The 20,320-nt window shown below is 67.9% G+C and carries 19 protein-coding genes, 1 tRNA gene and 1 pseudogene; 12 read left to right on the top strand and 9 right to left on the bottom strand.

The window, feature by feature from the left end:
• Positions 1–37 precede the first annotated feature (37 nt).
• The 3 genes from ASC92_RS13855 to ASC92_RS13845 all read left to right on the top strand — a co-directional run bounded on the left by ASC92_RS13855 (position 38) and on the right by ASC92_RS13845 (position 2,514).
• On the top strand, positions 38–1,534 hold the full coding sequence (locus tag ASC92_RS13855) for a vWA domain-containing protein (RefSeq protein ID WP_082519589.1): 1,497 nt from the start codon (positions 38–40) through the stop codon (positions 1,532–1,534).
• A gap of 54 nt (positions 1,535–1,588) precedes the next feature.
• Positions 1,589–1,665: transfer RNA gene (locus tag ASC92_RS13850), tRNA-Met, on the top strand.
• A 399-nt stretch (positions 1,666–2,064) separates the two neighbouring features.
• Positions 2,065–2,514: a hypothetical protein gene (locus tag ASC92_RS13845; RefSeq protein WP_056516181.1), complete on the top strand. Its 450-nt coding sequence runs from the start codon at positions 2,065–2,067 to the stop codon at positions 2,512–2,514.
• 170 nt (positions 2,515–2,684) lie between these two features.
• Here ASC92_RS13845 and ASC92_RS13840 read toward each other — a convergent pair whose 3' ends face one another.
• Positions 2,685–4,325, bottom strand: coding sequence for a 3-(methylthio)propionyl-CoA ligase (locus tag ASC92_RS13840; protein WP_056516178.1), 1,641 nt, complete (start codon positions 4,323–4,325; stop codon positions 2,685–2,687).
• A 201-nt stretch (positions 4,326–4,526) separates the two neighbouring features.
• Between ASC92_RS13840 and ASC92_RS13835 the strand changes: the two are divergent.
• From ASC92_RS13835 to ASC92_RS13820, 4 genes and pseudogenes are all read left to right on the top strand, one after another.
• A pseudogene (locus ASC92_RS13835) lies at positions 4,527–4,751 on the top strand (nitroreductase); the annotation flags it as partial.
• Between the two features lie 58 nt (positions 4,752–4,809).
• Positions 4,810–5,604, top strand: a complete 795-nt coding sequence (locus ASC92_RS13830) for a phosphodiesterase (protein ID WP_056516174.1) — start codon at positions 4,810–4,812, stop codon at positions 5,602–5,604.
• A 24-nt stretch (positions 5,605–5,628) separates the two neighbouring features.
• The gene (locus tag ASC92_RS13825) at positions 5,629–6,405 is read left to right on the top strand and encodes a helix-turn-helix domain-containing protein (RefSeq protein WP_056516171.1); all 777 of its coding nucleotides are present in this window, start codon (positions 5,629–5,631) and stop codon (positions 6,403–6,405) included.
• 36 nt (positions 6,406–6,441) lie between these two features.
• The gene (locus ASC92_RS13820; protein ID WP_056516168.1) at positions 6,442–7,335 is read left to right on the top strand and encodes a DMT family transporter; all 894 of its coding nucleotides are present in this window, start codon (positions 6,442–6,444) and stop codon (positions 7,333–7,335) included.
• 42 nt (positions 7,336–7,377) lie between these two features.
• Here the strand turns inward: ASC92_RS13820 and ASC92_RS13815 are convergent, their stop codons facing one another.
• Positions 7,378–8,556, bottom strand: a complete 1,179-nt coding sequence (locus tag ASC92_RS13815; protein WP_056516165.1) for an acetyl-CoA C-acetyltransferase — start codon at positions 8,554–8,556, stop codon at positions 7,378–7,380.
• 32 nt (positions 8,557–8,588) lie between these two features.
• A complete protein-coding gene (locus ASC92_RS13810; protein WP_056516162.1) occupies positions 8,589–9,371 on the bottom strand; it encodes an SDR family NAD(P)-dependent oxidoreductase in 783 nt (260 codons plus the stop codon).
• 102 nt (positions 9,372–9,473) lie between these two features.
• On the opposite strand from ASC92_RS13810, the gene ASC92_RS13805 reads away from it, so the two are divergent.
• Both ASC92_RS13805 and ASC92_RS13800 read left to right on the top strand, forming a co-directional pair.
• On the top strand, positions 9,474–12,143 hold the full coding sequence (locus ASC92_RS13805; RefSeq protein ID WP_056516159.1) for a LuxR C-terminal-related transcriptional regulator: 2,670 nt from the start codon (positions 9,474–9,476) through the stop codon (positions 12,141–12,143).
• A gap of 173 nt (positions 12,144–12,316) precedes the next feature.
• Positions 12,317–13,132: an AP2 domain-containing protein gene (locus ASC92_RS13800; RefSeq protein ID WP_082519588.1), complete on the top strand. Its 816-nt coding sequence runs from the start codon at positions 12,317–12,319 to the stop codon at positions 13,130–13,132.
• A 7-nt stretch (positions 13,133–13,139) separates the two neighbouring features.
• Here ASC92_RS13800 and ASC92_RS13795 read toward each other — a convergent pair whose 3' ends face one another.
• Positions 13,140–13,322 carry a hypothetical protein gene (locus ASC92_RS13795; protein ID WP_056516153.1) on the bottom strand — a complete coding sequence of 61 codons (183 nt, stop codon included), beginning with the start codon at positions 13,320–13,322 and terminating at the stop codon, positions 13,140–13,142.
• On the opposite strand from ASC92_RS13795, the gene ASC92_RS13790 reads away from it, so the two are divergent.
• Together ASC92_RS13790 and ASC92_RS13785 are read left to right on the top strand one after the other, a co-directional pair.
• Positions 13,321–14,031: an AP2 domain-containing protein gene (locus ASC92_RS13790; RefSeq protein ID WP_056516150.1), complete on the top strand. Its 711-nt coding sequence runs from the start codon at positions 13,321–13,323 to the stop codon at positions 14,029–14,031. The two genes, ASC92_RS13795 and ASC92_RS13790, sit on opposite strands and share 2 nt — an antisense overlap.
• A gap of 73 nt (positions 14,032–14,104) precedes the next feature.
• Entirely contained in the window at positions 14,105–14,482 is a 378-nt protein-coding gene (locus tag ASC92_RS13785; protein WP_056516147.1) for a hypothetical protein, read from the top strand.
• Between the two features lie 12 nt (positions 14,483–14,494).
• Here the strand turns inward: ASC92_RS13785 and ASC92_RS13780 are convergent, their stop codons facing one another.
• Complete coding sequence (locus ASC92_RS13780; protein WP_056516144.1) at positions 14,495–15,643, bottom strand: acyl-CoA dehydrogenase family protein; 1,149 nt, start codon at positions 15,641–15,643, stop codon at positions 14,495–14,497.
• A gap of 33 nt (positions 15,644–15,676) precedes the next feature.
• Positions 15,677–16,789, bottom strand: coding sequence for a CaiB/BaiF CoA transferase family protein (locus ASC92_RS13775; RefSeq protein ID WP_056516141.1), 1,113 nt, complete (start codon positions 16,787–16,789; stop codon positions 15,677–15,679).
• A gap of 257 nt (positions 16,790–17,046) precedes the next feature.
• Between ASC92_RS13775 and ASC92_RS13770 the strand changes: the two genes are divergently transcribed.
• Positions 17,047–17,283: a hypothetical protein gene (locus ASC92_RS13770; protein ID WP_056516138.1), complete on the top strand. Its 237-nt coding sequence runs from the start codon at positions 17,047–17,049 to the stop codon at positions 17,281–17,283.
• 9 nt (positions 17,284–17,292) lie between these two features.
• Here the strand turns inward: ASC92_RS13770 and ASC92_RS13765 are convergent, their stop codons facing one another.
• From ASC92_RS13765 to ruvB, 3 genes are all read right to left on the bottom strand, one after another.
• A complete protein-coding gene (locus ASC92_RS13765) occupies positions 17,293–18,162 on the bottom strand; it encodes a UDP-2,3-diacylglucosamine diphosphatase (RefSeq protein ID WP_056516133.1) in 870 nt (289 codons plus the stop codon).
• Between the two features lie 112 nt (positions 18,163–18,274).
• Positions 18,275–19,210 carry a CDF family Co(II)/Ni(II) efflux transporter DmeF gene (dmeF, locus tag ASC92_RS13760; RefSeq protein WP_056516130.1) on the bottom strand — a complete coding sequence of 312 codons (936 nt, stop codon included), beginning with the start codon at positions 19,208–19,210 and terminating at the stop codon, positions 18,275–18,277.
• Between the two features lie 6 nt (positions 19,211–19,216).
• Entirely contained in the window at positions 19,217–20,281 is a 1,065-nt protein-coding gene (gene ruvB, locus ASC92_RS13755; protein ID WP_056516127.1) for a Holliday junction branch migration DNA helicase RuvB, read from the bottom strand.
• Between the last annotated feature and the right edge of the window lie 39 nt (positions 20,282–20,320).

Below are 20,320 nucleotides of genomic sequence, written 5' to 3'. Positions count from 1 at the left end.
GCCGTATCAGCCTGCACCAACCACTCGGAGCCCTTCCATGACCCAGCCTTCAGTTTCCCGGTTTCGCCGTCCGCTCGTCGCCCTGCTGTGCACCCCACTGCTCCTGACCGCCTGCGGCGCCACTGAGCCGCAGGCCGTTGCAAGCGCCACACGCTGGCCCATGCCGGCACCCGACAGCCGCTTGCAGATGACACGGACGATGCCGAACTTCGAGGCGCCTTCCGCCACGCACTGCGCAAGGCCGGTCCAGACCTACGAGACACCGGGCACGCCGCGCGTCGCCCAGGCCCGGCGCGAGCTCGCGGACACCGAGGCGGCCAGAGACTACAAGCTGGCCCGGCCGGTCCCGCCTTCGGTCGCGGCCGCCAGATCCATGCCGGCACCCGTTGCCGGCGCCGTCCCGGAAGCCCCACCTGCGCCCGCCACACCAGCCGCACCCGCAGCACGCCTGAGCGGTGGACTCCAGCCGCCGGCGCAAGCCCCACGCCCTGCCAACGAGCCCGTCACCGCCGGCATGGTCGACGACAACGCCGACTTCAGCGAATACCTGGCCTTCCGCGGCCGCACCCAGGTCGTCCATCGCGAGCGCGACATCAGCGCGCGCTACCTGCTCCAGGTGCGCGATGCGCGCGGCGCCGTCGTGCCCGATGCCGAAGTGGCCGTGCAGGCGGCGAACGGCGCCGCCATGTGGGCCCGCACCGACGCGGGCGGGCGTGCATGGCTGCATCCGAACGCCTTCGACAGCGCGCAGAGCCAGGTGTACGAAGTGACCGTGCGCAAGAACGGCCGCCAGAGCACCACCTTCCTGCAGCGCGGCCAGAAGAACGCGGTCGACGTGGTGCTCGACGGCAAGCCCGGCGCCGCGTCCGCACGGGCCCGGCTCGACCTCGTTTTCCTGATCGACGCCACCGGCTCGATGGATGACGAGATCGCCAAGCTCAAGGCCACACTGCGCACCATCGCCGACCAGGTCGCCAGGCTGCCGAGCCGCCCCGACACCTGCTTTGGCCTGGTGGCCTACCGCGACCGCACCGACGACTTCCTCGTGCGCCGCCACGACTTCACCAACGACCTGAACGCCTTCCAGGGTGTGCTCGACGCCCTGCGCGCCGCGGGCGGCGGTGACTACCCAGAGGCGATGAACGAGGCCCTGAACGAAACCGTCCACAAGCTGAGCTGGCGCGGCAACGGCGCCACCCGCCTCGTGGTGCTGCTGGCCGACGCACCGCCCCACCTCGACTACGGCGGCCCGCAGTACGACGACGACATGGTCGCCGCGCTGGGCAAGGGCATCAAGGTGTTCAGCGTGGGCGCCTCGGGACTCGACAAGCAGGGCGAATACATCCAGCGCCAGATCGCGCAGTACACCGGCGGGCGCTTCGTGTTCCTCACCTACAAGGAGGCAGCGAACCCTGCGAGCGGCCCCGGAACGCAGACCGTGCACGACGTCGGCAACTACTCGGTGCAGACGCTGGACAAGCTGATCGTGCGGCTCGTTTCCGAAGAATTGGGCAAGTTGCCCGCGGGTGGTTGAACTGAGCCCTCAGCCTGGGCTATAATTTTGGGCTCGGTGCAAAACTGCACTGACGGCTCTTTAGCTCAGTCGGTTAGAGCGATGGAATCATAATCCACAGGTCCGCGGTTCGAGTCCGTGAAGAGCCACCAACAAAACGAATAAGCCTTGCAAGTCAACGACTTGCAAGGCTTTTTTCCTTATGGGGCACGCCTGATTCCTCAGCCCGGGAGTGCCGGCGCGGGCGCCCCCCGGATACGCCCGCCATCTGGCCAAAGGGCATACCCAGTTTCGGTGATGGCGCCCGCCCGGGTGGTCCACAAGAATCGCCGGTATAACAAATATTCACAATCACACTCTCCTCGGCCACCGCCCTTCCGGAGGGCTGGTTTGTCCGGGGTGCGCATGAGTTGTCCAGGGAGTAGGGCGTTCTTGCAGTCCTTGTTCGGCTGGGCGGCGTGACGCGGCATCGATAGCCGGGGGGAGACGTAGACAGGGGATCTTCGGTGCCACTCAGTTACCTTCTCCAGCTGGAACATGCTCGCCTGCCGATGCACGTGACCGACGCGCAGGACGTGCGGCGCGTTTCCGTTCTGAAAGCGACCGGCCTCATCGAGGCCACCATCGACCCGGCTTTCGACACGGGGGGCTGCTACAGGCTGGCACAGGCGGCGCTGGTGATCTGCATCACCGATGAGGGACACGCCGAAATCCACAACCTGCGCGGCCGCAGCAGCACCGACCTGCCGGTGCCGAAGACGGCAAGGGCAGGCCCTGAACCACTCGACTACCTGCGCACGATCGAGCGTTCGACATTCCCGCTTCGCGTGCAAGACCCGCGGGAGATCGGTTGCGTCGAGACGCTGAAGCAGGCCGGGTTCGTCGATGCGGCGATCAGCCCCGCGCTGGCATGGAAGGACAGCAGCGAGCCGCAGGAGCTGGCGGTGATCCGGCGCATCACGCCGTTCGGGCGGGCGCATCTGGCGCGGCGCACCAAGTAGTTTCGCAGTGTCGTGAATGCACGGGGTCGATGCCGGCATTCATCGCCGGCGGCGCTGCCTATTCAACGGGCAACGTAGCGGGAAGCCACGCCAGCTCTCGCTCCGCCTCCTCGCCTCCACCCAAAACTCACAGAGTTGTCCACAGAAAAATCGAACAAGTCATCAAGACGTCAAACGGATGTCGCAGCGACGTAACCCTTGAACTGTTCGCGCAGCCTGGTCTTCAGCAGCTTGCCGGTGGCTGTATGCGGCAGGCTGTCGACGAAAGCCACGTCTTCCGGCAGCCACCATTTCACGACGCGCTCCGCAAGGAATGTGAGCAGTTCCTCCCGCGTCACTTCCGCGCCCGCACGCTTCACCACGATGAGCAACGGGCGCTCCTGCCACTTCGGGTGCGCGATGCCGATCACGGCCGCTTCGGCCACGGCGGGGTGCATGTTCGCGGCGTTCTCGAGCTCGATGGAAGAAATCCATTCACCGCCCGACTTGATGACGTCCTTCGCGCGGTCGACCAGTTGCACGTAGCCGTCCTCGTCGATGTTGGCGACGTCGCCAGTCGGAAAGAAGCCTTCGGCATCGAGCACCGGGCCGCCCTCGCTCTTGAAGTAACCACTCGCGATCCACGGGCCGCGCACGTGCAGGTGGCCGAAGGCCTTGCCGTCGTGCGGCAGGCGCTGGCCGTCTTCGCCGACGATCTTCAGTTCCACGCCCCACACCCCGCGGCCCTGGCGCATCTTCACGCGCGTCTGCTCTTCCTTCGGCATCGACAAGTGCTTGGGCAGCAGGTTGCCGATCACGCCGATGGGGCTGGTCTCGGTCATGCCCCAGCCCTGCACGAAGTCGGCGCCGAAGTCGCGCTCGAAGCGCTCAATCATGCTGCGCGGCGTGGCAGCGCCGCCCACGCCGATGCGCTTCAGGCCGATGGCGCGGGTGTCGATCTCGGGGTGCGCATCGAAGTACTGGAACAGCATGAGCCAGATGGTGGGCACGGCCTGCGAGAAGCCGACCTTCTCGTCGCGCATGAGCTCGTACAGGCTCTGGCCGTCCATGTGCGGACCGGGCATCACGAGCTTCATGCCGGTCATGGCTGCCGCATAGGGCATGCCCCATGCGTTGGCGTGGAACATGGGCACCGCGAGCAGCAGCGTCATCTGCGAGTTGACGCCGAAGGTGTCGGGCGCGCATTCCATCAGCGAGTGCAGCACCGTCGAGCGATGCGAGTACAGCACGCCCTTCGGATTGCCGGTGGTGCCGGAGGTGTAGCAGAGCGACGAGGCGGTGCGCTCGTCGAACTCGGGCCATGCGCAGGTCTCGCTCTGTGCGCCGACGAGCTCGTCGTAGCACAGCAGGTTGGGCACGTCGATGGCAGGCATGTGCGCGCGATCGGTCATCGCGATGAAGGCGCGCACCGACTTGAGTTGCGGCGCCAGCTTCTCGACCAGCGGCGCGAAGGTGGTGTCGAAGAACATCACCTTGTCTTCGGCGTGATTGACGATGTAGTCGATCTGCTCTGGAAAGAGCCGCGGGTTCACCGTGTGCAGCACCGCACCCGTGCCCGACACGCCGAAGTACAGCGCGAGGTGGCGCCAGGTGTTCCACGCGAGCGTGCCGACGCGGTCGCCAGGTTCGATGCCCAGCACCTTCATCGCATTGGCCACCTGCTTGGCACGGCGCTGTATCTCCGCGTAGTTGGTGCGGTGCACCGGGCCCTCCACGGCGCGGCCGACGACCTCGGCTTTCGGATGGAAGGTGGCTGCGTAGTCGATGAGCGACGAAATCAGCAGCGGGCGGTCTTGCATCAATCCGAACATGGGTCTTGTCTCCTGTACGCTGGGGCGATGCTAGGCAGGCGCCATGCCGCGACGCATCGTCGAAACGGACGATTGAGGGCGTTCGAGGGTTGCCCCTAGCATCGCCCTCAAGAGGACCTTTGCATGAACGTTCAGGACGCCATCGCCACCCGCCGCTCGGTGCGCGATTTTCTCGATACGCCGGTGCCCGGCAATGTCATTTTGATGCTGCAGAACGTGATGCTGCGCGGCGAAGGGCTCGACAGCTGCCCGCAGGAATGCTGGGCGATCTACCCGCAGACCGTCGGCCGCTTCATCGCGCTGCCGCCCGAACGCATGCTGTTCACGGGCATGGCCATCGGCTATGCGAACCGCAGCCGGCCGCTCGATGCGCTGGTGACCGAACGCGCGCCGCTGGCCGACGTGGCGGAGTTCGTCGGCATCTGAATCCGCGGGGGGGAACGGGTCGTGCTTGATGATGTGGCATCCGCAAGCAAGGCGCCGCATGCTCATCGCACAGATCTCCGACCCCCACGTCCGCCCCGCCGGCCAGCTCTACCAGGGCGTGGCCGATTCGAACCGCATGTTCGAGGAAGCCATCGACCACCTGAACGCGCTCGATCGCCGGCCGGACCTGGTGCTGCTGACAGGCGATCTCGTCGACGAAGGCCGGTCCGAGGAATACGCGCAGGTGCGGCGCCTGCTCGCGAAGCTGTCGCTTCCGTATCTCGTGATCCCCGGCAACCACGACCACCACGAGAACTTTCGTGCGGCCTTCGCGGACCATGCCTACCTGCCGGTCGAAGGCGCGCTGCACTACTGCATTGACGACCATCCCGTGCGCATTGTGGCGCTGGATTCGTGCATTCCCGGGCTTCACCATGGCGATGTCGATGCGCAGGGCCTGGCGTGGCTGCGCCGCACGCTCGAAGCCGACCGCATCAAGCCGACGCTGCTGATGCTCCATCACCCACCCTTCGCGAGCGGCATTCCCTACATGGACGCGTACCGCTACATGGACACGGCGCCGCTCGAAGCCATCGTGCACAGCGTCGACAACATCGAGCTGGTGCTGTGCGGCCACGTGCACCGCACCATGCTGCGGCGCTGGGCGGGTACGGTCGTGTGTTCGTGCCCGAGCAGCACGACGGAGATCGCGCTGCAGCTGGACGCCAGCGCGGCGTCGGCCTCGTACATGGGCCGACCGGGCTGCATGCTGCATCTGTGGAGCGAAGCGCACGGCATGGTGAGCCATGTGAGCCACATCGGGACGATGGAAGGACCGTTTCCGTTTGCGTGATGGCTCGGCGCGCAAAATCCCGCCATGCCCCAGGACCGCACCCTCCTCTACGCCGGACACGAATTCACGGTCGAGCACGTGCGTTCCCATGCGCAGCAGGGGCCCAACTGGAGCGCGCCTTACACCCTCGAATCGCGACGCATCATTTTTCCGACAGGCCGCACCGTGCTCGACGTACGCTCGGGCGACAGCACATGGCTGGTCGACGGACTCACCGCCATGCACTTCGGCGATGCGATGGTCTATCAGCTGCGGCTGGCGGCACGCGCGGCCAGGCACAGCATGGTGGTCAGCCGGCACCGCTTGCCTCGCGCGGATGCAGCGCCGGCGTTCTGCCTGCTGTCGCCCCGCTCGCTGTACCGCGTTCATGCGGCGCAGCGGCAGCTTCGCGCGGGCGATGCAGGTGCAGATGCCGTCGCTTCGCTGGTCGATGAACTCGGCGCGTCGCGCCGGCAGGCGCCGTTGACGGGTGCGGTCGCACGCGTCAAGCGGCTGCTCGCGGAAACCGCCGACTGCGAGGCGAAGCTTTCGCTGCGCGACGTGGCCGATGCGGTCTCGCGCTCGCCGTTTCACCTGGCGCGCAGCTTCCGGCAGCAAACTGGCTTGAGCCTTCATCAGTACCGGCAGCATCTACGGCTCGCAGCCGCCATGGAGCGGCTGGCCGATGGCGACCGCGACCTCGCGGGCATCGCGCACGACCTCGGCTATTGCAGCCAGAGCCACCTGGGCGCGGTGTTCCGGCGCGATGTGGGCGTCACGATGGGCGAGGCCCGCCGCATGCTGGCCAGCGCACGAATTTGATAGCCGCCGCGCGGCGCGATCGCGAGACTCGCCGCGATGGATCGCAATCTTTTCGCCGGCCTGCTCGCCGCACTGGCCGCAGCCGTCATCGGCAGCGCCTGGCAACTCGTCTCGCGCCACGGCGTGACCACCACGCTCGGGCCAATGGAGTTGGCGCTGATGCGCTATGGCATTCCTGCCCTGTTGCTCGCGCCGCTGTGGTTCGGCAAGAAGAGGCGCATCGCACCGAAGGCCTCGCGCGTTGCGCTCGTGCTGCTCGTCGTCGGCGGCGGTCTGCCCTTCGGTCTGCTGGTGCTGGCCGGTGCGCAATGGGCGCCCGCGAGCCACATGGGCATCTTCATGGCGGGCAGCCTGCCGCTCTTCACGGCCATTGGCGCGCGGCTGCACAAGGGGCAGAAAGTCGAAGGCATCAGGCTGGCCGGGCTGGCGTGCATTGCCATCGGCATGGCGCTGTTTGCCGCGGGGAGTTTTCGCGGCGGCTCGCTCGACTGGCGCGGTGACCTGCTCTTTCTGACCGCGGCCATGCTGTGGGCGGTGCACTCGCTCGCGTTCGCGCACTGCGGGCTCACCCCGTTGCAGGGCGCGGCGTTCGTGAACGGATGGTCGGCGCTGCTGCTGTTGCCTGTGCTGTCGACCGTCGGCGCGCCGCGGCTGCTCAGTGCGCCATGGCCCGATGTCGCGCTGCAAGCCGCGACGCAAGGCGTGGTCGCGGGACTGCTCGGGCTGGTTGTTTACATGGTGGCCGTCGTGCGGCTGGGTGCACCGCGCGCCTCGCTATCGGCGGCGCTGGTGCCGGTGCTGACCACGCTGGGCGCGGCGGCCTGCATGAACGAGCCGGTCACCGGTGCGGTGCTGCTGGCCTTGGCGTTGGTGGTGCCGGGGATCGTGCTGGCGAGTGGTGCGGTTCGATGGCGCGCGAAGGAGGCGTGAAGACCTGAGCCAGCTTTCCACTGACGCCTCGCCTTCGCACATTCACAGCCGCTCGACAATGGTCACGTTGGCCATCCCACCGCCCTCGCACATCGTCTGCAGGCCATAGCGCTTGCCGCGCTGGCCGAGCGCGTGGACCAGCGTGGTCATCAGCTTGGTGCCCGACGCGCCGAGCGGATGGCCCAGCGCGATCGCGCCGCCGTTCACGTTCAGCCGGGCCGGGTCGGCGTCCAGCACCTGCAGCCAAGCCAGAGGCACCGGCGCGAAGGCCTCGTTCACCTCGTAGAGATCGATGTCGTCGATCTTCATCCCCGCCTTCTTCAGCGCGCGCTGCGTGGCGGGCAGCGGCGCCTCCAGCATGATGACCGGGTCGTGGCCCATCACGCTCATGTGGTGTACGCGCGCCAGCGGCTTCACGCCCAGCGTCTTCAGGCCGCGCTCGTTCACCACCATCAGGCCGCTCGCGCCGTCGCAGATCTGGCTCGCGGTGGCCGCCGTGCAGCGCCCGCCTTCGGCGATGAGCTTGACGGCCGCGATGCTCTCCAGCGTGGCGTCGTAGCGGATGCCTTCGTCGGTGGTATGCAGTTCGCCGGGTTCGGTGCCGTCGGCCATGCGCACCGCCACGGGCACGATCTCGCGCTCGAAGTGGCCGGCCCCGGTGGCCGCAATGGCGCGCCGGTGGCTTTCGAGCGCATAGCGGTCGAGCTCGTCTTTCTCGATGCGGTAGTTCCTGGCGATTATCTCGGCGCCGGTGAACTGGCTGAACTGAATGCCGGGGTAGCGCTCGTGCATGAGCGGGCTCATGTAGAAGCCCAGTCCGTTCTTCAGCGGCAGCGTGGAGGGCAGGCCCATCGGCACGCGCGTCATGCTTTCCACGCCGGCGGCGATGACGATGTCCATGCTGCCCGACATCACGGCCTGCGCCGCGAAATGCAGCGCCTGCTGCGACGAGCCGCACTGCCGGTCGACCGAGGTGGCCGGCACCGATTCGGGCAGGCGCGAGGCCAGCACCGCGTTGCGTGCGATGTTCGATGCCTGCTCGCCGGCCTGGCCGACGCAGCCCATGATGACGTCCTCGACCAGCGCGGGGTCGGCGCCGGTGCGCGCCACCAGGGCATCGAGCACCTGCGCGGCGAGGTCGGCCGGGTGCCAGCCGGCAAGGCGGCCGTTGCGGCGGCCTCCGGCGGTGCGGGCGGCGGCGACGATGAATGCTTCGGGCATGGGGTTCTCCTGTGTTCGCAAGGTGGTTCGGGTCAGCGCGGCGCCATGCGAATGGCCCCATCGAGCCGCACGCTCTCGCCGTTGAAATAGCCGTTGGTGATCATCAGCTCGGCCAGCGTCGCGTATTCCGCCGGCTTGCCCAGCCGCTTGGGAAACGGCACCGACGCCGCCAGCGCGGCCTTCACGTTGTCGGGTGCGCCCTGCAGCAGCGGCGTGTCGAAGATGCCCGGCAGGATGGTGTTCACGCGGATGCCCTCGCCCATGAGGTCGCGCGCGATGGGCAGCGTCATGCCGACGATGCCGGCCTTCGATGCGGTGTAGGCCGCCTGCCCCATCTGCCCGTCCTGCGCGGCCACCGAGGCGGTGTTGACGATGGCACCGCGCTCGCCGTCTTCCAGCATGCCGAGCGTGAGCATGCCGGCCGCCGACTTGGCGATGCAGCGGAAGGTGCCGACGAGGTTGATCTGGATGATGCGGTCGAAGTTCGCGAGCGGAAAGTGCTTGATCTCGCCCGTCGTCTTGTCGCGGCTCGCGGTCTTCACCGCATTGCCGGTGCCGGCGCAGTTGACCAGCACGCGCTCCTGGCCGTGTGCGGCGCGCGCCCTGGCGAACGCTGCATCGACCTGCTCTTCGGAAGTCACGTCGACCTTGCAGAACACGCCGCCCAGTTCCTTCGCCAGGGCCTCGCCCTGTTCGGCGTTGAGGTCGAACAGCGCGACCTTCACGCCATGGCCGGCAAGGCGGCGTGCGGTGGCGGCGCCGAGGCCCGAGGCACCGCCGGTGACGACGGCGGCAATGCTGGAATCGAGTTGCATCTCTGGGTGTCCTTGAGGTGTCTTTGCGGGTTTGTCCCGCGCCAGTTTAGGAAGCAGAATCGATTGCACACATCGTCGGAAACGACGGGATTTCGGCGCCGCATGCAGCCCCCTACACCCCGGATTCTCGAAACCAAGCTCAATCCGCCGGCCTTCGTCGCCACGCAAGTGCCGCGCACGGCCATCGGCGAGGAGGTCGCCGCGGCGACCGTGAAGCTGGTACTCGTGCGGGCGCCGGCCGGTTTCGGCAAGACGACGGCCATGGCGCAGATCCGCGAGCGCAGGGAGGCGCATGGCGTGGCCACGGCATGGCTCACGCTGGACCGCGCCGACAACGACGTCTCGCGTTTTCTCAACTGCCTGGCCGAAGCCGTGCAGCGCCTGGGCGTGGAAGAGCCGCGCGCCAACGCACCTTTCGACGCAGTGGCGGCGCTGGCCGCGCACGACTCGCCTTTCACGCTGTTCCTCGACGACTTCGAAAGGGTGCAGGAGCCGGCGGTGCTGGGCGTGGTGCGCGAGATCGTCGAGCACCTGCCGCGCGGCGGACAGATCGTGATCGGCTCGCGCAGCCTGCCCGACCTGGGCCTGGGGCGGCTGCGCGCGCGCGGCCAGCTGTTGGAGATCGACACCGACCGCCTGCGCTTCAGCCTCGAGGAGACCAGCGCCTTCTTCGGCCTGCGCCAATTGCATGCGGCCCGGGTGCTGCCGGCCGACATGGTGTCGCAGCTGCACCGCAAGACCGAAGGCTGGGTGGCCGCGATCTGGCTCGCGTCGATGGCGCTGGAGCGGCATGGCACCGGGACCGGTTTTATCGAACGCTTCTCGGGCTCGGACCGCGCCGTGGCCGACTACCTGGCCGAAGACGTGCTCGCGCACCAGCCGAAGGACATCCGCGACTTCTTGCTGCGCACCAGCATCCTGCGGCAGCTCGATGCATCGGTGTGCCAGGCGCTGTGCCCGCGCGTGGACTGCGCAGCCATCCTCGAACGGCTGGCCGCGTCGAACCTGTTCCTCACGCCCGTGAGCGGCGACGGCGATGCGTGGCGCTATCACAGCCTGTTTGCCGACTTCCTGCGCGCGCAACTGGCGCGCGAACTGCCTGGCGAGCTGGAGCGCCTGCACCTCGCGGCTTCGGGCTGGTACGAGTCGCACGACCGCCCCGTGCCCGCCATCGACCACGCGATCGAAGGCGGCGACCATCCATATGCGCTGACCCTGCTGGACAGCTACGCGACGCAGTTCCTGGAGCAGGGCCGCATGCGCATGCTGGCACGCTGGTTCTCTGCCATTCCCGAACACCAGCTGCGCGAGCATCCGTTCCTGCAGCCCATCTCGCTGTGGGCCACCTGCTTCACGCACGGCCCGTGGGACGCCATGCGGCAGCTCGAAAAGTCGGGCTGCCTCGACAGTCCCATCGCCGAGGTGCGTGCAAGCGCCCACACGCTGGTGCCCCTGCTGCTGGCCATGCAGGACCGCCACGACGAAGCCTACGAGGCCGGCCGCCAGAGCCTGGCGCGCCTGCCCACCGGCCTGGCCTTTGCCGACAGCGTGCTGCTCAACGCCATGGCCCACATCCTGGCCGTGCGCGGCGACCCGCACGAGGCGCGGCGCCTGCTCGACGCCGCGCGGCGCGAGCAGGGCAACAGCACCTTCAACCGCATGTACACCGAGTCGCTGGCCGGCCTGTTCGACCTGCAGGAAGGCCGCTTGCGGCAGGCCACCGCGCGGCTGCGCATGGCGGTCGATTCGACGCATGCGGTGTCGTACAACCACAGCCATGGCAATGCATGGGCCGGCGTGCTGTACGCGGGCGCCGTGTATGAGACCAACCAGCTGGTGCAGGCCGAGCACCTGTTGAACGTGTACCTGCCGCTGGCGCGCGACGTGGGCCTGCCGGACCACATGATCCTGAGCCACGTGATGCGCTCGCGGCTCGCGTTCCATGCGGGCGACATCGACGCCGCGTTCCAGGCGCTGACCGAGCTCGAATACCTGGGCCACCACGGGCAGCTGCCGCGCGTGGTGGCGGGCGCAAAACTGGAGCGCTCGCGCATGCTGCTTCTGCAGGGCAACGGCCCCGCATCGCACGACGAACTGCTGCGCGCCGACGACCCCGCGCTGTGGGACAGCGAGCGGCGGCAGCGCCTGCCTGCGCACGACCTCGACTACCTCGCGCTGGCAAAGGCCCGCTGGGAAATCGCCTTCGGCGATGCGCGCACGGCACTGGGCGCGCTCGACGCCGAGCTGCATGCGGCGCTGGCCTCAGCCCGCAACCGGCGCGCACTCAAGCTCAGGGTGCTGCGCGCGCTGGCACTGCAGCGCATCGGCGACGCGGCCGCCGCGATCGAGCAGATCGGCGAGGTGCTGCGGACGGCGAGCCAGGAAGGATTCATGCGGCTGATCCTCGACGAAGGCCCGACGGTGAGCACGCTGTTGCACCGGTATGCGGCGGCCATGCACGAGGGCACGCGCGGCAGCAGCGATCCGATACTCGCCGATCACCTGCAGCGACTGCTGCAGGCGGCCGGGCCGGCCAGCAGTGGCGAGGCGGAGGCACCCGCGGCCGATGCGATGAAGGAGCCGCTGACCCGCAAGGAAATCCGCGTGCTGCAGCTGCTGGCCGAGGGGTACTCGAACAACGCGATGGCTGAAAAGCTGTTCGTGTCGGACAGCACGGTGCGCACGCACCTGCGCAACATCAACATGAAGCTCGATGCGAAGAGCCGGACGCAGGCGGTGGCGATTGCGCGCAAGCTCGGCGTGATCCGTTAGGCGGACACCGTCGGCGCTGCCCTGTCGGGCCGGTGCTCCCGATTACTACTGATTCCGGTGATTCCCCGACCACTGGCCAATCCCTAGCATTCCTCCAGAGGTCAGAGTCTTCCAACTGCCGCGACAGCAGGCAACAGATAGCGAGTAAGGGAGCGGCGAAAGCCGGAGCCATCATGCCCAAAGGAACCCCGAATCCTGCCGCCATGTACGGCATCTACTCTCGCCCCTGGGGCTTCGAGGTGTCGATCGTGCGCAACGGCACGCGCTACTACAAGCAGTTCGGCCGCGCCAGCTACGGCAGCGAGGAACAGGCGCTGCTTCAGGCGCAGGACTGGCGCGACGGCATCGTGCGCAGCGTGCCACCGGTGCCGCGGCGCACCCGGGCCGAGAAGCTGCGAATCAACAACACCACCGGCGTGTCCGGCGTCTTCTGCCAGGTCGCCTCGGACGGCAGGGTGCGGGCCTGGGTCGCCAAGACCTACATCGGGCACGACGAGATCCTGCGCACCGACTTTGCGGTGAACGCGGTGGGCGAGGCCGCGCAGGAGTTGGCCGTCGAGGAGCGGACGCGGCAGCTGGAGCGCATGGCCGGGCTGGCCAGGCTGCATCCGGCCGAGGAAACGATCCGCAAGGGCCCGCCGGCCCTTCCCGCCGGGCTGCTGTCGCCCAAGCGCTCGAAGTCTGAGATCAGGCGCAGCACCAATTCCAGCGGTGTGAGCGGCGTGCATTTCAAGGCGCCCAACCCGGGCCACCCGGGCTACTGGCTCGCCATCACCTACACCACGGGCAAGGGCAGCGTGAGCAAGGCTTTCTCCATCAAGGAGCACGGCCCCGAGAAGGCCAAGCTGATGGCCATCGAGGAGCGCGAGCGTCAGCTCGAGCAGAAGCTGATGCCGGACACCGCCGCCACCTGCACGCTCGCCCTTTCCCTCCAACGGGAGGCCAGCCGGCACGGCCAGGCCGCCGTCGAGGCGAGGCCGCAGCAGTGAGGCCCTTTCACTGCGTTGTCCCGTGCATGACTGCCTCCGCGGAGTTGTCATTGCGCTTCGGCCAAAATAGCTGCGAAATGCGTGCGCCAACGAGCGGCAGGCAACTCGGGGAGTCCATCGAAATCAGCACCGCTGAGAGCAGCAGCATCACGTCGAGAATGCCCAAAGGAATCCCCAATCCGGCAGCCATGTACGGCATTTACTCCAGGTCCTGGGGTTTCGAAGTTTCCATCGTACGCAACGGTGTTCGCCACCACAGGCTGTTCGGCAAGGCCAGCTATGGCGGCGCGGAGCAGGCGCTGCTCCATGCGCAGGACTGGCGCGACTTCATCGTGCGCAACGTGCCGCCACAGGCGCGCCGCGTGCGGGCCGAGAAGCGCCGCGTCAACAACAGCACCGGCGTGCCAGGCGTGTTCCACCACGTGGCGCCGGGCGGCCGGGTGCGGGCGTGGATGGCCAAGACCTACATCGCGCCGGACGAAATTCTTCGCACCGACTTCCCGGTTGCGGAGCTGGGCGACTCCGCGCAGGCGCTGGCGGTCCAGGAGCGCGCGCAGCAGCTCAAGCGCATGACGGGGCTGGCGCGCATACACCCGGCCGAGGAGGCGATCCGCATGGGGCTGTCGGCTCATGCGCCCGGGCCGCGCACGGCCAAGCGCTCGAAGTCGGAGATCACCCGGCGCAACAACACCAGCGGCGTGAGCGGTGTTCACTTCAAGACGCCCAAGCCGAGCCATCCCGGCTACTGGCTGGCCATCACCTACACCACGGGCAAGGGCAGCGTGAGCAAGGCGTTCTCGGTGAAGACGCACGGCGCCGACGAGGCCAAGAACCTGGCCATCGCCGAACGGGAGCGCCAGCTCGCCGACAAGCAGCGCACCGAGAAAGCCGGCGAATGAGAGTCTTGCAAGAAAACGGCTTCGCTGAAGCGGCGAAGCCCGGGACCAGCCACGTGCACGGAGCGACCTGCCCATGAAATACAAGCAGCTTCACCGACTGCTGCGCGTGGCCTCGCACTTGCTGGACCAGGCCGCGACGGATGTGCGGGCGACCGATCTCGGCCCTGTGGACGAGAACATCCAGCGCATCGGCCGCGCGCTGATCGAGGTGATCGAGGTACAGCGCAAGATCTACACCGCGCAGCCCGAGCTGCAGCCCAGGTCGCTGGCCGCGTCGCCGCGCGAGAACGATGCCAATCGGCTCTTCACCCAGTTCACGCTGGAAGCGCTGGAGCTGGAAGACGCGGGCCACCCCGATGCGGCGCGCGACAAGTACACGCAGTTCATCGGCCTCTCGCCGTCGTACCACCACCGCGAAATTGCGCGGGCGGAGATCCGGCGGCTGTCCTGAACGCGCTGCTGCTCACAGCGCCCTCGAGATCACCTCCTTCATGATCTCGTTGGTGCCGCCGTAGATGCGCTGCACCCGGGCGTCGGCGTACATGCGCGCCACCATGTATTCGCTCATGAAGCCGTAGCCGCCGAACAGCTGCAGGCACTCGTCGACCACGCGGCCCTGCGTCTCCGAGCCCCAGAGCTTGGCCATCGAAGCGGTGGCGGTGTCGAGCCTGCCGGCCACGAGGTCTTCCACGCAGCGGTCGATGAAGGCGCGGCCCACCTTGATCTGCGTGGCGATCTCGGCCAGCTTGAACCGGGTGTTCTGGAACTCGGCAATCGGCTTGCCGAAGGCCTTGCGGTCGCGTACGTAGTCGAGCGTGGCCTGGTAGGCGCCTTCCATGGTGGCCTGCGCGCTCAGGCCGATGATGGTGCGCTCGTACGGCAGGTCGCCCATGAGCTGGAAGAAGCCCTGCCCTTCCACGCCGCCCAGCAGGGCGTCGGCGCCCACGCGCACGTCGTCGAAGAAGAGCTCCGAGGTGTCCTGCGCCTTCATGCCGATCTTGTCGAGCACGCGGCCCACGCGAAAGCCCGGGCAGCCCCCGGTCTCGACGATGAGGATCGACGTGCCCTTTGCGCCCTGCGACGGATCGGTCTTGGCCACCACCAGCACCACGCCGGCGAGAAAGCCATTGGTGATGAAGGTCTTGGAGCCGTTGATGAGGTAGCCGCCATCCTTCTTCTCGGCGCGGGTGCGCACGCCCTGCAGGTCGGAGCCTGCGCCGGGCTCGGTCATGGCGATGGCGCCCACCAGTTCGCCGCGCGCCATGCGCGGCAGGTAGTTCCGCTTCTGTTCTTCAGTGCCGTGGTTCAGGAAGTAATGCGCCACGATGGCGTGCACCGACGTGCTCATGCCGCTCAGGCCGCGCCGCGCGCACTCCTCGTAGAACACGGCCTCGTGGCGGAAGTCGCCGCCGCCGCCGCCGAACTCTTCGGGGATGTCCGCGCACAGCAGGCCGAGCGCGCCGGCCTTGCGCCAGATCTCGTGGCCGACGTGGCCGCGCCTGCGAGCTTCCTCGTCGTGCGGGAGCATCTCGGTCTCGATGAAGCGCACCACGTTGTCGCGGTACAGCTCGAGGTCTTCGTCGCTCCAGGAGCGGCGGAAATCGATGGGCATGTTGTCTTCCTTCGTTGTCGTCGGCTTGCTTCGTCAGGAAGCGCACGGCGGTGCGATGGCGTGGGCCGCCACGCCCCAGCGGCGCAGCACGGTCTCGCCGTCGTCGCGCGCGGCGGCCGGGGGCACGACCGGCGCGGTGCGGCTGAAGCGCGGCGCGGGCGCGGGCTGCACCACGCCGCCCACGGTGGCGAAGGTGCCGCGCGCCACGTTGTGCGGGTGCTCGGGGGCCTCGTCCCAGTCGAGTACGGGCGCGAAGCAGGCGTCGCTGCCTTCGAGCAGCACGCACCACTCGTCGCGCGTGCGGGTGCGGAACACGTCGGCCATGCGCAGCTTGAGCAGTGGCCAGCGGTCGGCGTCCATCTGCGCGTCGAAAGCGGGGTCGTCGGCGATGCCGCAGCGCTCGCGCAGGAGCGCGTAGAACTGGGGCTCGATGGCGCCCACCGCCACGTACCGGCCGTCGGCGCAGGCGTAGGTGTCATAGAAATGCGCGCCGCCGTCGAGCATGTTCTCGCCGCGCTGGTTGCTCCAGCGGCCGGCCGACCTGAAGCCATACATCATGGCCGACAGCAGCACAGCGCCATCGGTCATGGCGGCATCGACCACCTGCCCTTGCCCCGACTGCTTCGCCTCGTGCAGCGCGGCGAGAATGCCGAAGGCCAACAGCATCGCACCGCCGCCGAAGTCGCCCACGTAGTTGAGCGGCGGCACGGGCGGCTCGCCCGCGCGGCCGATGGCATGCAGTGCGCCGCTGATGGCGATGTAGTTGATGTCGTGCCCCGCGGCATGCGCCAGCGGCCCGTGCTGGCCCCAGCCGGTCATGCGGCCGTAGACCAGGCGCGGGTTGCGCGCGTGGCAGGGCGCGGGGCCAAGGCCCAGGCGCTCCATGACGCTGGGGCGGAAGCCTTCGATGAGCACGTCGGCCTTCTCGACGGCATCGAGCACGGATTGCGCCGCGCCTTCCGCACGCAGGTCGACCTGCAGCGTGCTGCGGCCGCGCGCGAGGATGTCGTGCGCATCGGCCTGCGTGCCGGGCCGGGCGATGCGGATCACCTCCGCGCCCATGTCGGCGAACAGCATCGCGCAGAACGGGCCGGGGCCGATGCCCGCCATCTCGATGACCCGCAACCCCTGCAGTGGACCTGCCATGCCTCGTCTCCTTCGGCTCCGCGCGGAGCGCCTGCCGTGTAGCGCCATCTTGGCGCGCAGGCGCCCCGCAGGCATCGTCGGAAGCGACGAATGCGCATGTGCGATGAGCCGCGCTTCGCGCGCCAATCGTCGACGAAGACTTTTGTTTTCATTTATTCGGGATAGTCCGATGGCCCGCCGCGCAGGCCGATGTTTCAATTCGTACGGGAGTCGTTCCGGGCGTCACAGAAAGTGCGCCACCTTCGAAGGAAGCAACCTTGAGCTCTGTCATTCCCGGCTTCTCGCACGCCAGCGTCGAACGGCTGTGCGACTACGAACTGCCCGAACCACCGGCCCCTTCTCTTCAGGAGGCGGCGGACATCCCGGGGCCCGAGAACCTCGCGCTGGCTTGGTGGCTGTGGATGGACGAGGTGAGCAAGAGCATGTTCAGGCACTACGACGCCTGGCGCGATCAGCTCGGCCACCCGGCGAACGGACCTGTCCGCAAGCGCTGAGCGCCGCGTTCAGGCCGCGACCGCTTCGCGCTGCGGCGCCGCCTTTGCCGGCACGGGCATGTGCTGGGCCCAGTCGATGATTTCCAGCGTGCCATCGGCATGCTCGGCCAGCGCCGTCAGGCTCTCGACCCAATCGCCGTCGTTGCAATACAAGATGCCGTCGATGTCGCGCATCTCGGCATGGTGGATGTGGCCGCAGACCACGCCCTGCGCGCCGCGCTTGCGGGCCTCGCGGGCCACGGCGTTCTCGAAGTCGCCCACGTAGCTCACCGCCCGCTTGACCTTGCCCTTGAGGTACTTCGAGAGCGACCAGTACGGCAGCCCCATGCGCGCGCGCAGCGAGTTGAGGTGGCGGTTGAGCTTGAGCGTGAATTCGTAGAGCGAATCGCCGACGTAGGCGAGCCATTTGGCGCACTGGATCACGCCGTCGAAAAGGTCGCCGTGAATGATCCAGAGCTTGCGGCCATCGGCGGTTTCATGAATCCATTCCTCGGCCACGTCGATGCCGCCGAAGTTGTGGTGCAGGTACTTGCGGGCGAACTCGTCGTGGTTGCCCGGAATGAAGATCACGCGCGTGCCCTTGCGCGCCTTGCGCAGCAGCTTCTGGATCACGTCGTTGTGCGCCTGCGGCCAGTACCAGTGCCGCTTGAGCTGCCAGCCGTCGATGATGTCGCCGACCAGGAACAGGGTCTCGCACTCGGTGTGCTTCAGGAAGTCGAGCAGCGCACGCGCCTGGCAGCCGGGCGTGCCCAGGTGCAGGTCGGAGATCCACAGGGTGCGGAATTGCAGGGGTGGACGAGCGCGATCGTCGTCCTCCGGGTCGAGGGCCCGGGTCGCGGTGTCGCGCCATGCGCGAAGGAAAGCGTCGTCGCGTTGCATGGACGGGTAGGCTCCCACCGCGGCGTGACGGCGCGATGGCGAACCCGTGACATCCTCGTGACGCAGACCAGGCATTTCTCCCTCCCCTTCCGGGGGAAGGAGCAAGAACCACTCAATCCACGCAGCGCTGGATTTCCACCGTCGAGTGGCGGATTTCCTCGTGCATCGAGAAGCAGGCGCGCACCTCGTCGGCTGTCAGCGTCATCGAATGCGTCACCACCGTCAGCGCGCAGGCATACGCATCGCGCCCCACGCGCCACACATGCAGGTCGGCCACGCGCGTTTCCGACTCGGCCAGCATCGTCTCGACGCCTTCGCGGATTTCCTCTGTGACGGGGTGGTCCATCTCGCGGTCGAGCAGCACCTTGCCGGTTTCCTTCAGCAGCCCCTTGGCCCAGACCGCCACCAGCACCGCGCCGACGATGCCCATCGCCGGGTCGAGCCAGGCCCAGCCGTAGAACCAGCCGCCGAGCAGCGCCGCGATGGCCAGCACCGAGGTGGCGGCGTCGGCCACGACGTGCATGTAGGCGGAGCGCAGGTTCAGGTCGTGACCATGCCCATGCCCGTGGTCATGCCCGTGATGATGGTGGTGATGCGCCCCGCCCAGCAGCCGCGCGCAGGCCAGGTTGACCACCAGCCCCAGCACCGCCACCGAAATGGCTTCGGGGTAGTGGATCGCCGAAGGCGACCACAGCCGCTCCAGCGAGCCCGCGACCATCAGCACCGCGATGCCCAGCAGCACCAGCGCGCTGGCGAAGCCCCCGAGCACCTCGATCTTCCAAGTGCCGAAGGCGAAGCGCGGGTCGCGCGCATAGCGCCGCGCGGCGGCATACGCAAACGCGCTCAGCCCGATGGCCAGTGCATGCGAACTCATGTGCCAGCCGTCGGCCAGCAGCGCCATCGAGTTGAACCACCAGCCGGCACCGATCTCGATCACCATCATCGCCGCGGTGATCCACATCACGAGGCGCGTGCTGCGCTCGGCGGAGGCGGTGTCGGAACCGAAATGGTGGTCGTGCCGCCAGGCGCTCAGGTCATGGGTGTGCATGCGTCTTCAGACTCCAAACAGGTCTTGTCCGTCGGAACGGCTCGAAGGCGGCGTAACGCCCAGGTGCCGGTACGCCGCCAGGGTGGCGATGCGCCCGCGCGGTGTGCGCTGCAGGTAGCCCTGCTGGATGAGGTAAGGCTCGATCACGTCCTCGATCGTGTCGCGCTCCTCGCCGATGCTGGCCGCGACGTTGTCGAGCCCCACCGGGCCGCCGTCGAAGCGATGGATCACGGCTTCGAGCAGCTTGCGGTCCATCAGGTCGAAGCCCTGCGGGTCGACGTCGAGCATGGCGAGCGCCCTGTGCGCGATGTCTTCGGTGATACGGCCGTCGCCCTTCACCTCTGCATAGTCGCGCACGCGGCGCAGCAGGCGGTTGGCGATGCGGGGCGTGCCGCGCGAACGGCGTGCGATCTCGAAGCCGCCGGCCGCATCGGTCTCGACCTTGAGCAGGCCGGCGCTGCGGCGCACGATCAGCGCCAGCTCTTCGGGCGTGTAGAACTCCAGCCGGGCGACGATGCCGAAGCGATCGCGCAGCGGATTGGTCAGCATGCCGGCGCGGGTGGTGGCGCCCACCAGCGTGAAGGGCTGCAGGTCGAGCTTGATGCTGCGCGCCGCGGGGCCCTCGCCGATCATGATGTCGATCTGGTAGTCCTCCAGCGCGGGGTAGAGAATTTCTTCGACGACCGGGCTCAGCCGGTGGATCTCGTCGATGAAGAGCACGTCGTTCGGTTCGAGGTTGGTCAGCAGCGCCGCCAGGTCCTTGGGCTTCTCGAGCACGGGGCCCGAGGTCTGGCGCAGGTTCACGCCGAGCTCGGCCGCGATGATGTGCGACAGCGTGGTCTTGCCCAGGCCGGGCGGGCCGAACAGCAGCACGTGATCGAGCGCCTCCTGGCGTTTGCGCGCGGCGCCGATGAAGATCTCGAGCTGCTCGCGCACCTTGGCCTGGCCGACGTACTCGTCGAGCAGCTTCGGGCGCAGGGCCCGTTCGATCGCCTCTTCGTTGGGCGAAGCGGGGGCAGCGGACACCACGCGTTGGGGGGCGGGCGCGAAGTCGTCGGTCTGGATGGTCATTGCGAGGGGGTTCTTCGACGGCGAGTTTAGTGCCTGCCA

Origin of the sequence: Variovorax sp. Root411, from assembly GCF_001425205.1 — a bacterium.
Taxonomy (GTDB): Bacteria; Pseudomonadota; Gammaproteobacteria; order Burkholderiales; family Burkholderiaceae_C; genus Variovorax.
The sequence above is the reverse complement of the archived record's forward strand: the minus strand, read 5'-3'. Positions and strand labels throughout refer to the sequence as shown.

Coding starts and splice junctions, on each gene's coding strand:
- ASC92_RS13855 (WP_082519589.1), top strand. CDS start 38: ATGACCCAGCCTTCAGTTTCCCGGTTTCGCCGTCCGCTCGTCGCCCTG.
- ASC92_RS13845 (WP_056516181.1), top strand. CDS start 2,065: ATGCACGTGACCGACGCGCAGGACGTGCGGCGCGTTTCCGTTCTGAAA.
- ASC92_RS13840 (WP_056516178.1), bottom strand. CDS start 4,325: ATGTTCGGATTGATGCAAGACCGCCCGCTGCTGATTTCGTCGCTCATC.
- ASC92_RS13830 (WP_056516174.1), top strand. CDS start 4,810: ATGCTCATCGCACAGATCTCCGACCCCCACGTCCGCCCCGCCGGCCAG.
- ASC92_RS13825 (WP_056516171.1), top strand. CDS start 5,629: ATGCCCCAGGACCGCACCCTCCTCTACGCCGGACACGAATTCACGGTC.
- ASC92_RS13820 (WP_056516168.1), top strand. CDS start 6,442: ATGGATCGCAATCTTTTCGCCGGCCTGCTCGCCGCACTGGCCGCAGCC.
- ASC92_RS13815 (WP_056516165.1), bottom strand. CDS start 8,556: ATGCCCGAAGCATTCATCGTCGCCGCCGCCCGCACCGCCGGAGGCCGC.
- ASC92_RS13810 (WP_056516162.1), bottom strand. CDS start 9,371: ATGCAACTCGATTCCAGCATTGCCGCCGTCGTCACCGGCGGTGCCTCG.
- ASC92_RS13805 (WP_056516159.1), top strand. CDS start 9,474: ATGCAGCCCCCTACACCCCGGATTCTCGAAACCAAGCTCAATCCGCCG.
- ASC92_RS13800 (WP_082519588.1), top strand. CDS start 12,317: ATGCCCAAAGGAACCCCGAATCCTGCCGCCATGTACGGCATCTACTCT.
- ASC92_RS13790 (WP_056516150.1), top strand. CDS start 13,321: ATGTACGGCATTTACTCCAGGTCCTGGGGTTTCGAAGTTTCCATCGTA.
- ASC92_RS13795 (WP_056516153.1), bottom strand. CDS start 13,322: ATGGCTGCCGGATTGGGGATTCCTTTGGGCATTCTCGACGTGATGCTG.
- ASC92_RS13785 (WP_056516147.1), top strand. CDS start 14,105: ATGAAATACAAGCAGCTTCACCGACTGCTGCGCGTGGCCTCGCACTTG.
- ASC92_RS13780 (WP_056516144.1), bottom strand. CDS start 15,643: ATGCCCATCGATTTCCGCCGCTCCTGGAGCGACGAAGACCTCGAGCTG.
- ASC92_RS13775 (WP_056516141.1), bottom strand. CDS start 16,789: ATGGCAGGTCCACTGCAGGGGTTGCGGGTCATCGAGATGGCGGGCATC.
- ASC92_RS13765 (WP_056516133.1), bottom strand. CDS start 18,162: ATGCAACGCGACGACGCTTTCCTTCGCGCATGGCGCGACACCGCGACC.
- dmeF (WP_056516130.1), bottom strand. CDS start 19,210: ATGCACACCCATGACCTGAGCGCCTGGCGGCACGACCACCATTTCGGT.
- ruvB (WP_056516127.1), bottom strand. CDS start 20,281: ATGACCATCCAGACCGACGACTTCGCGCCCGCCCCCCAACGCGTGGTG.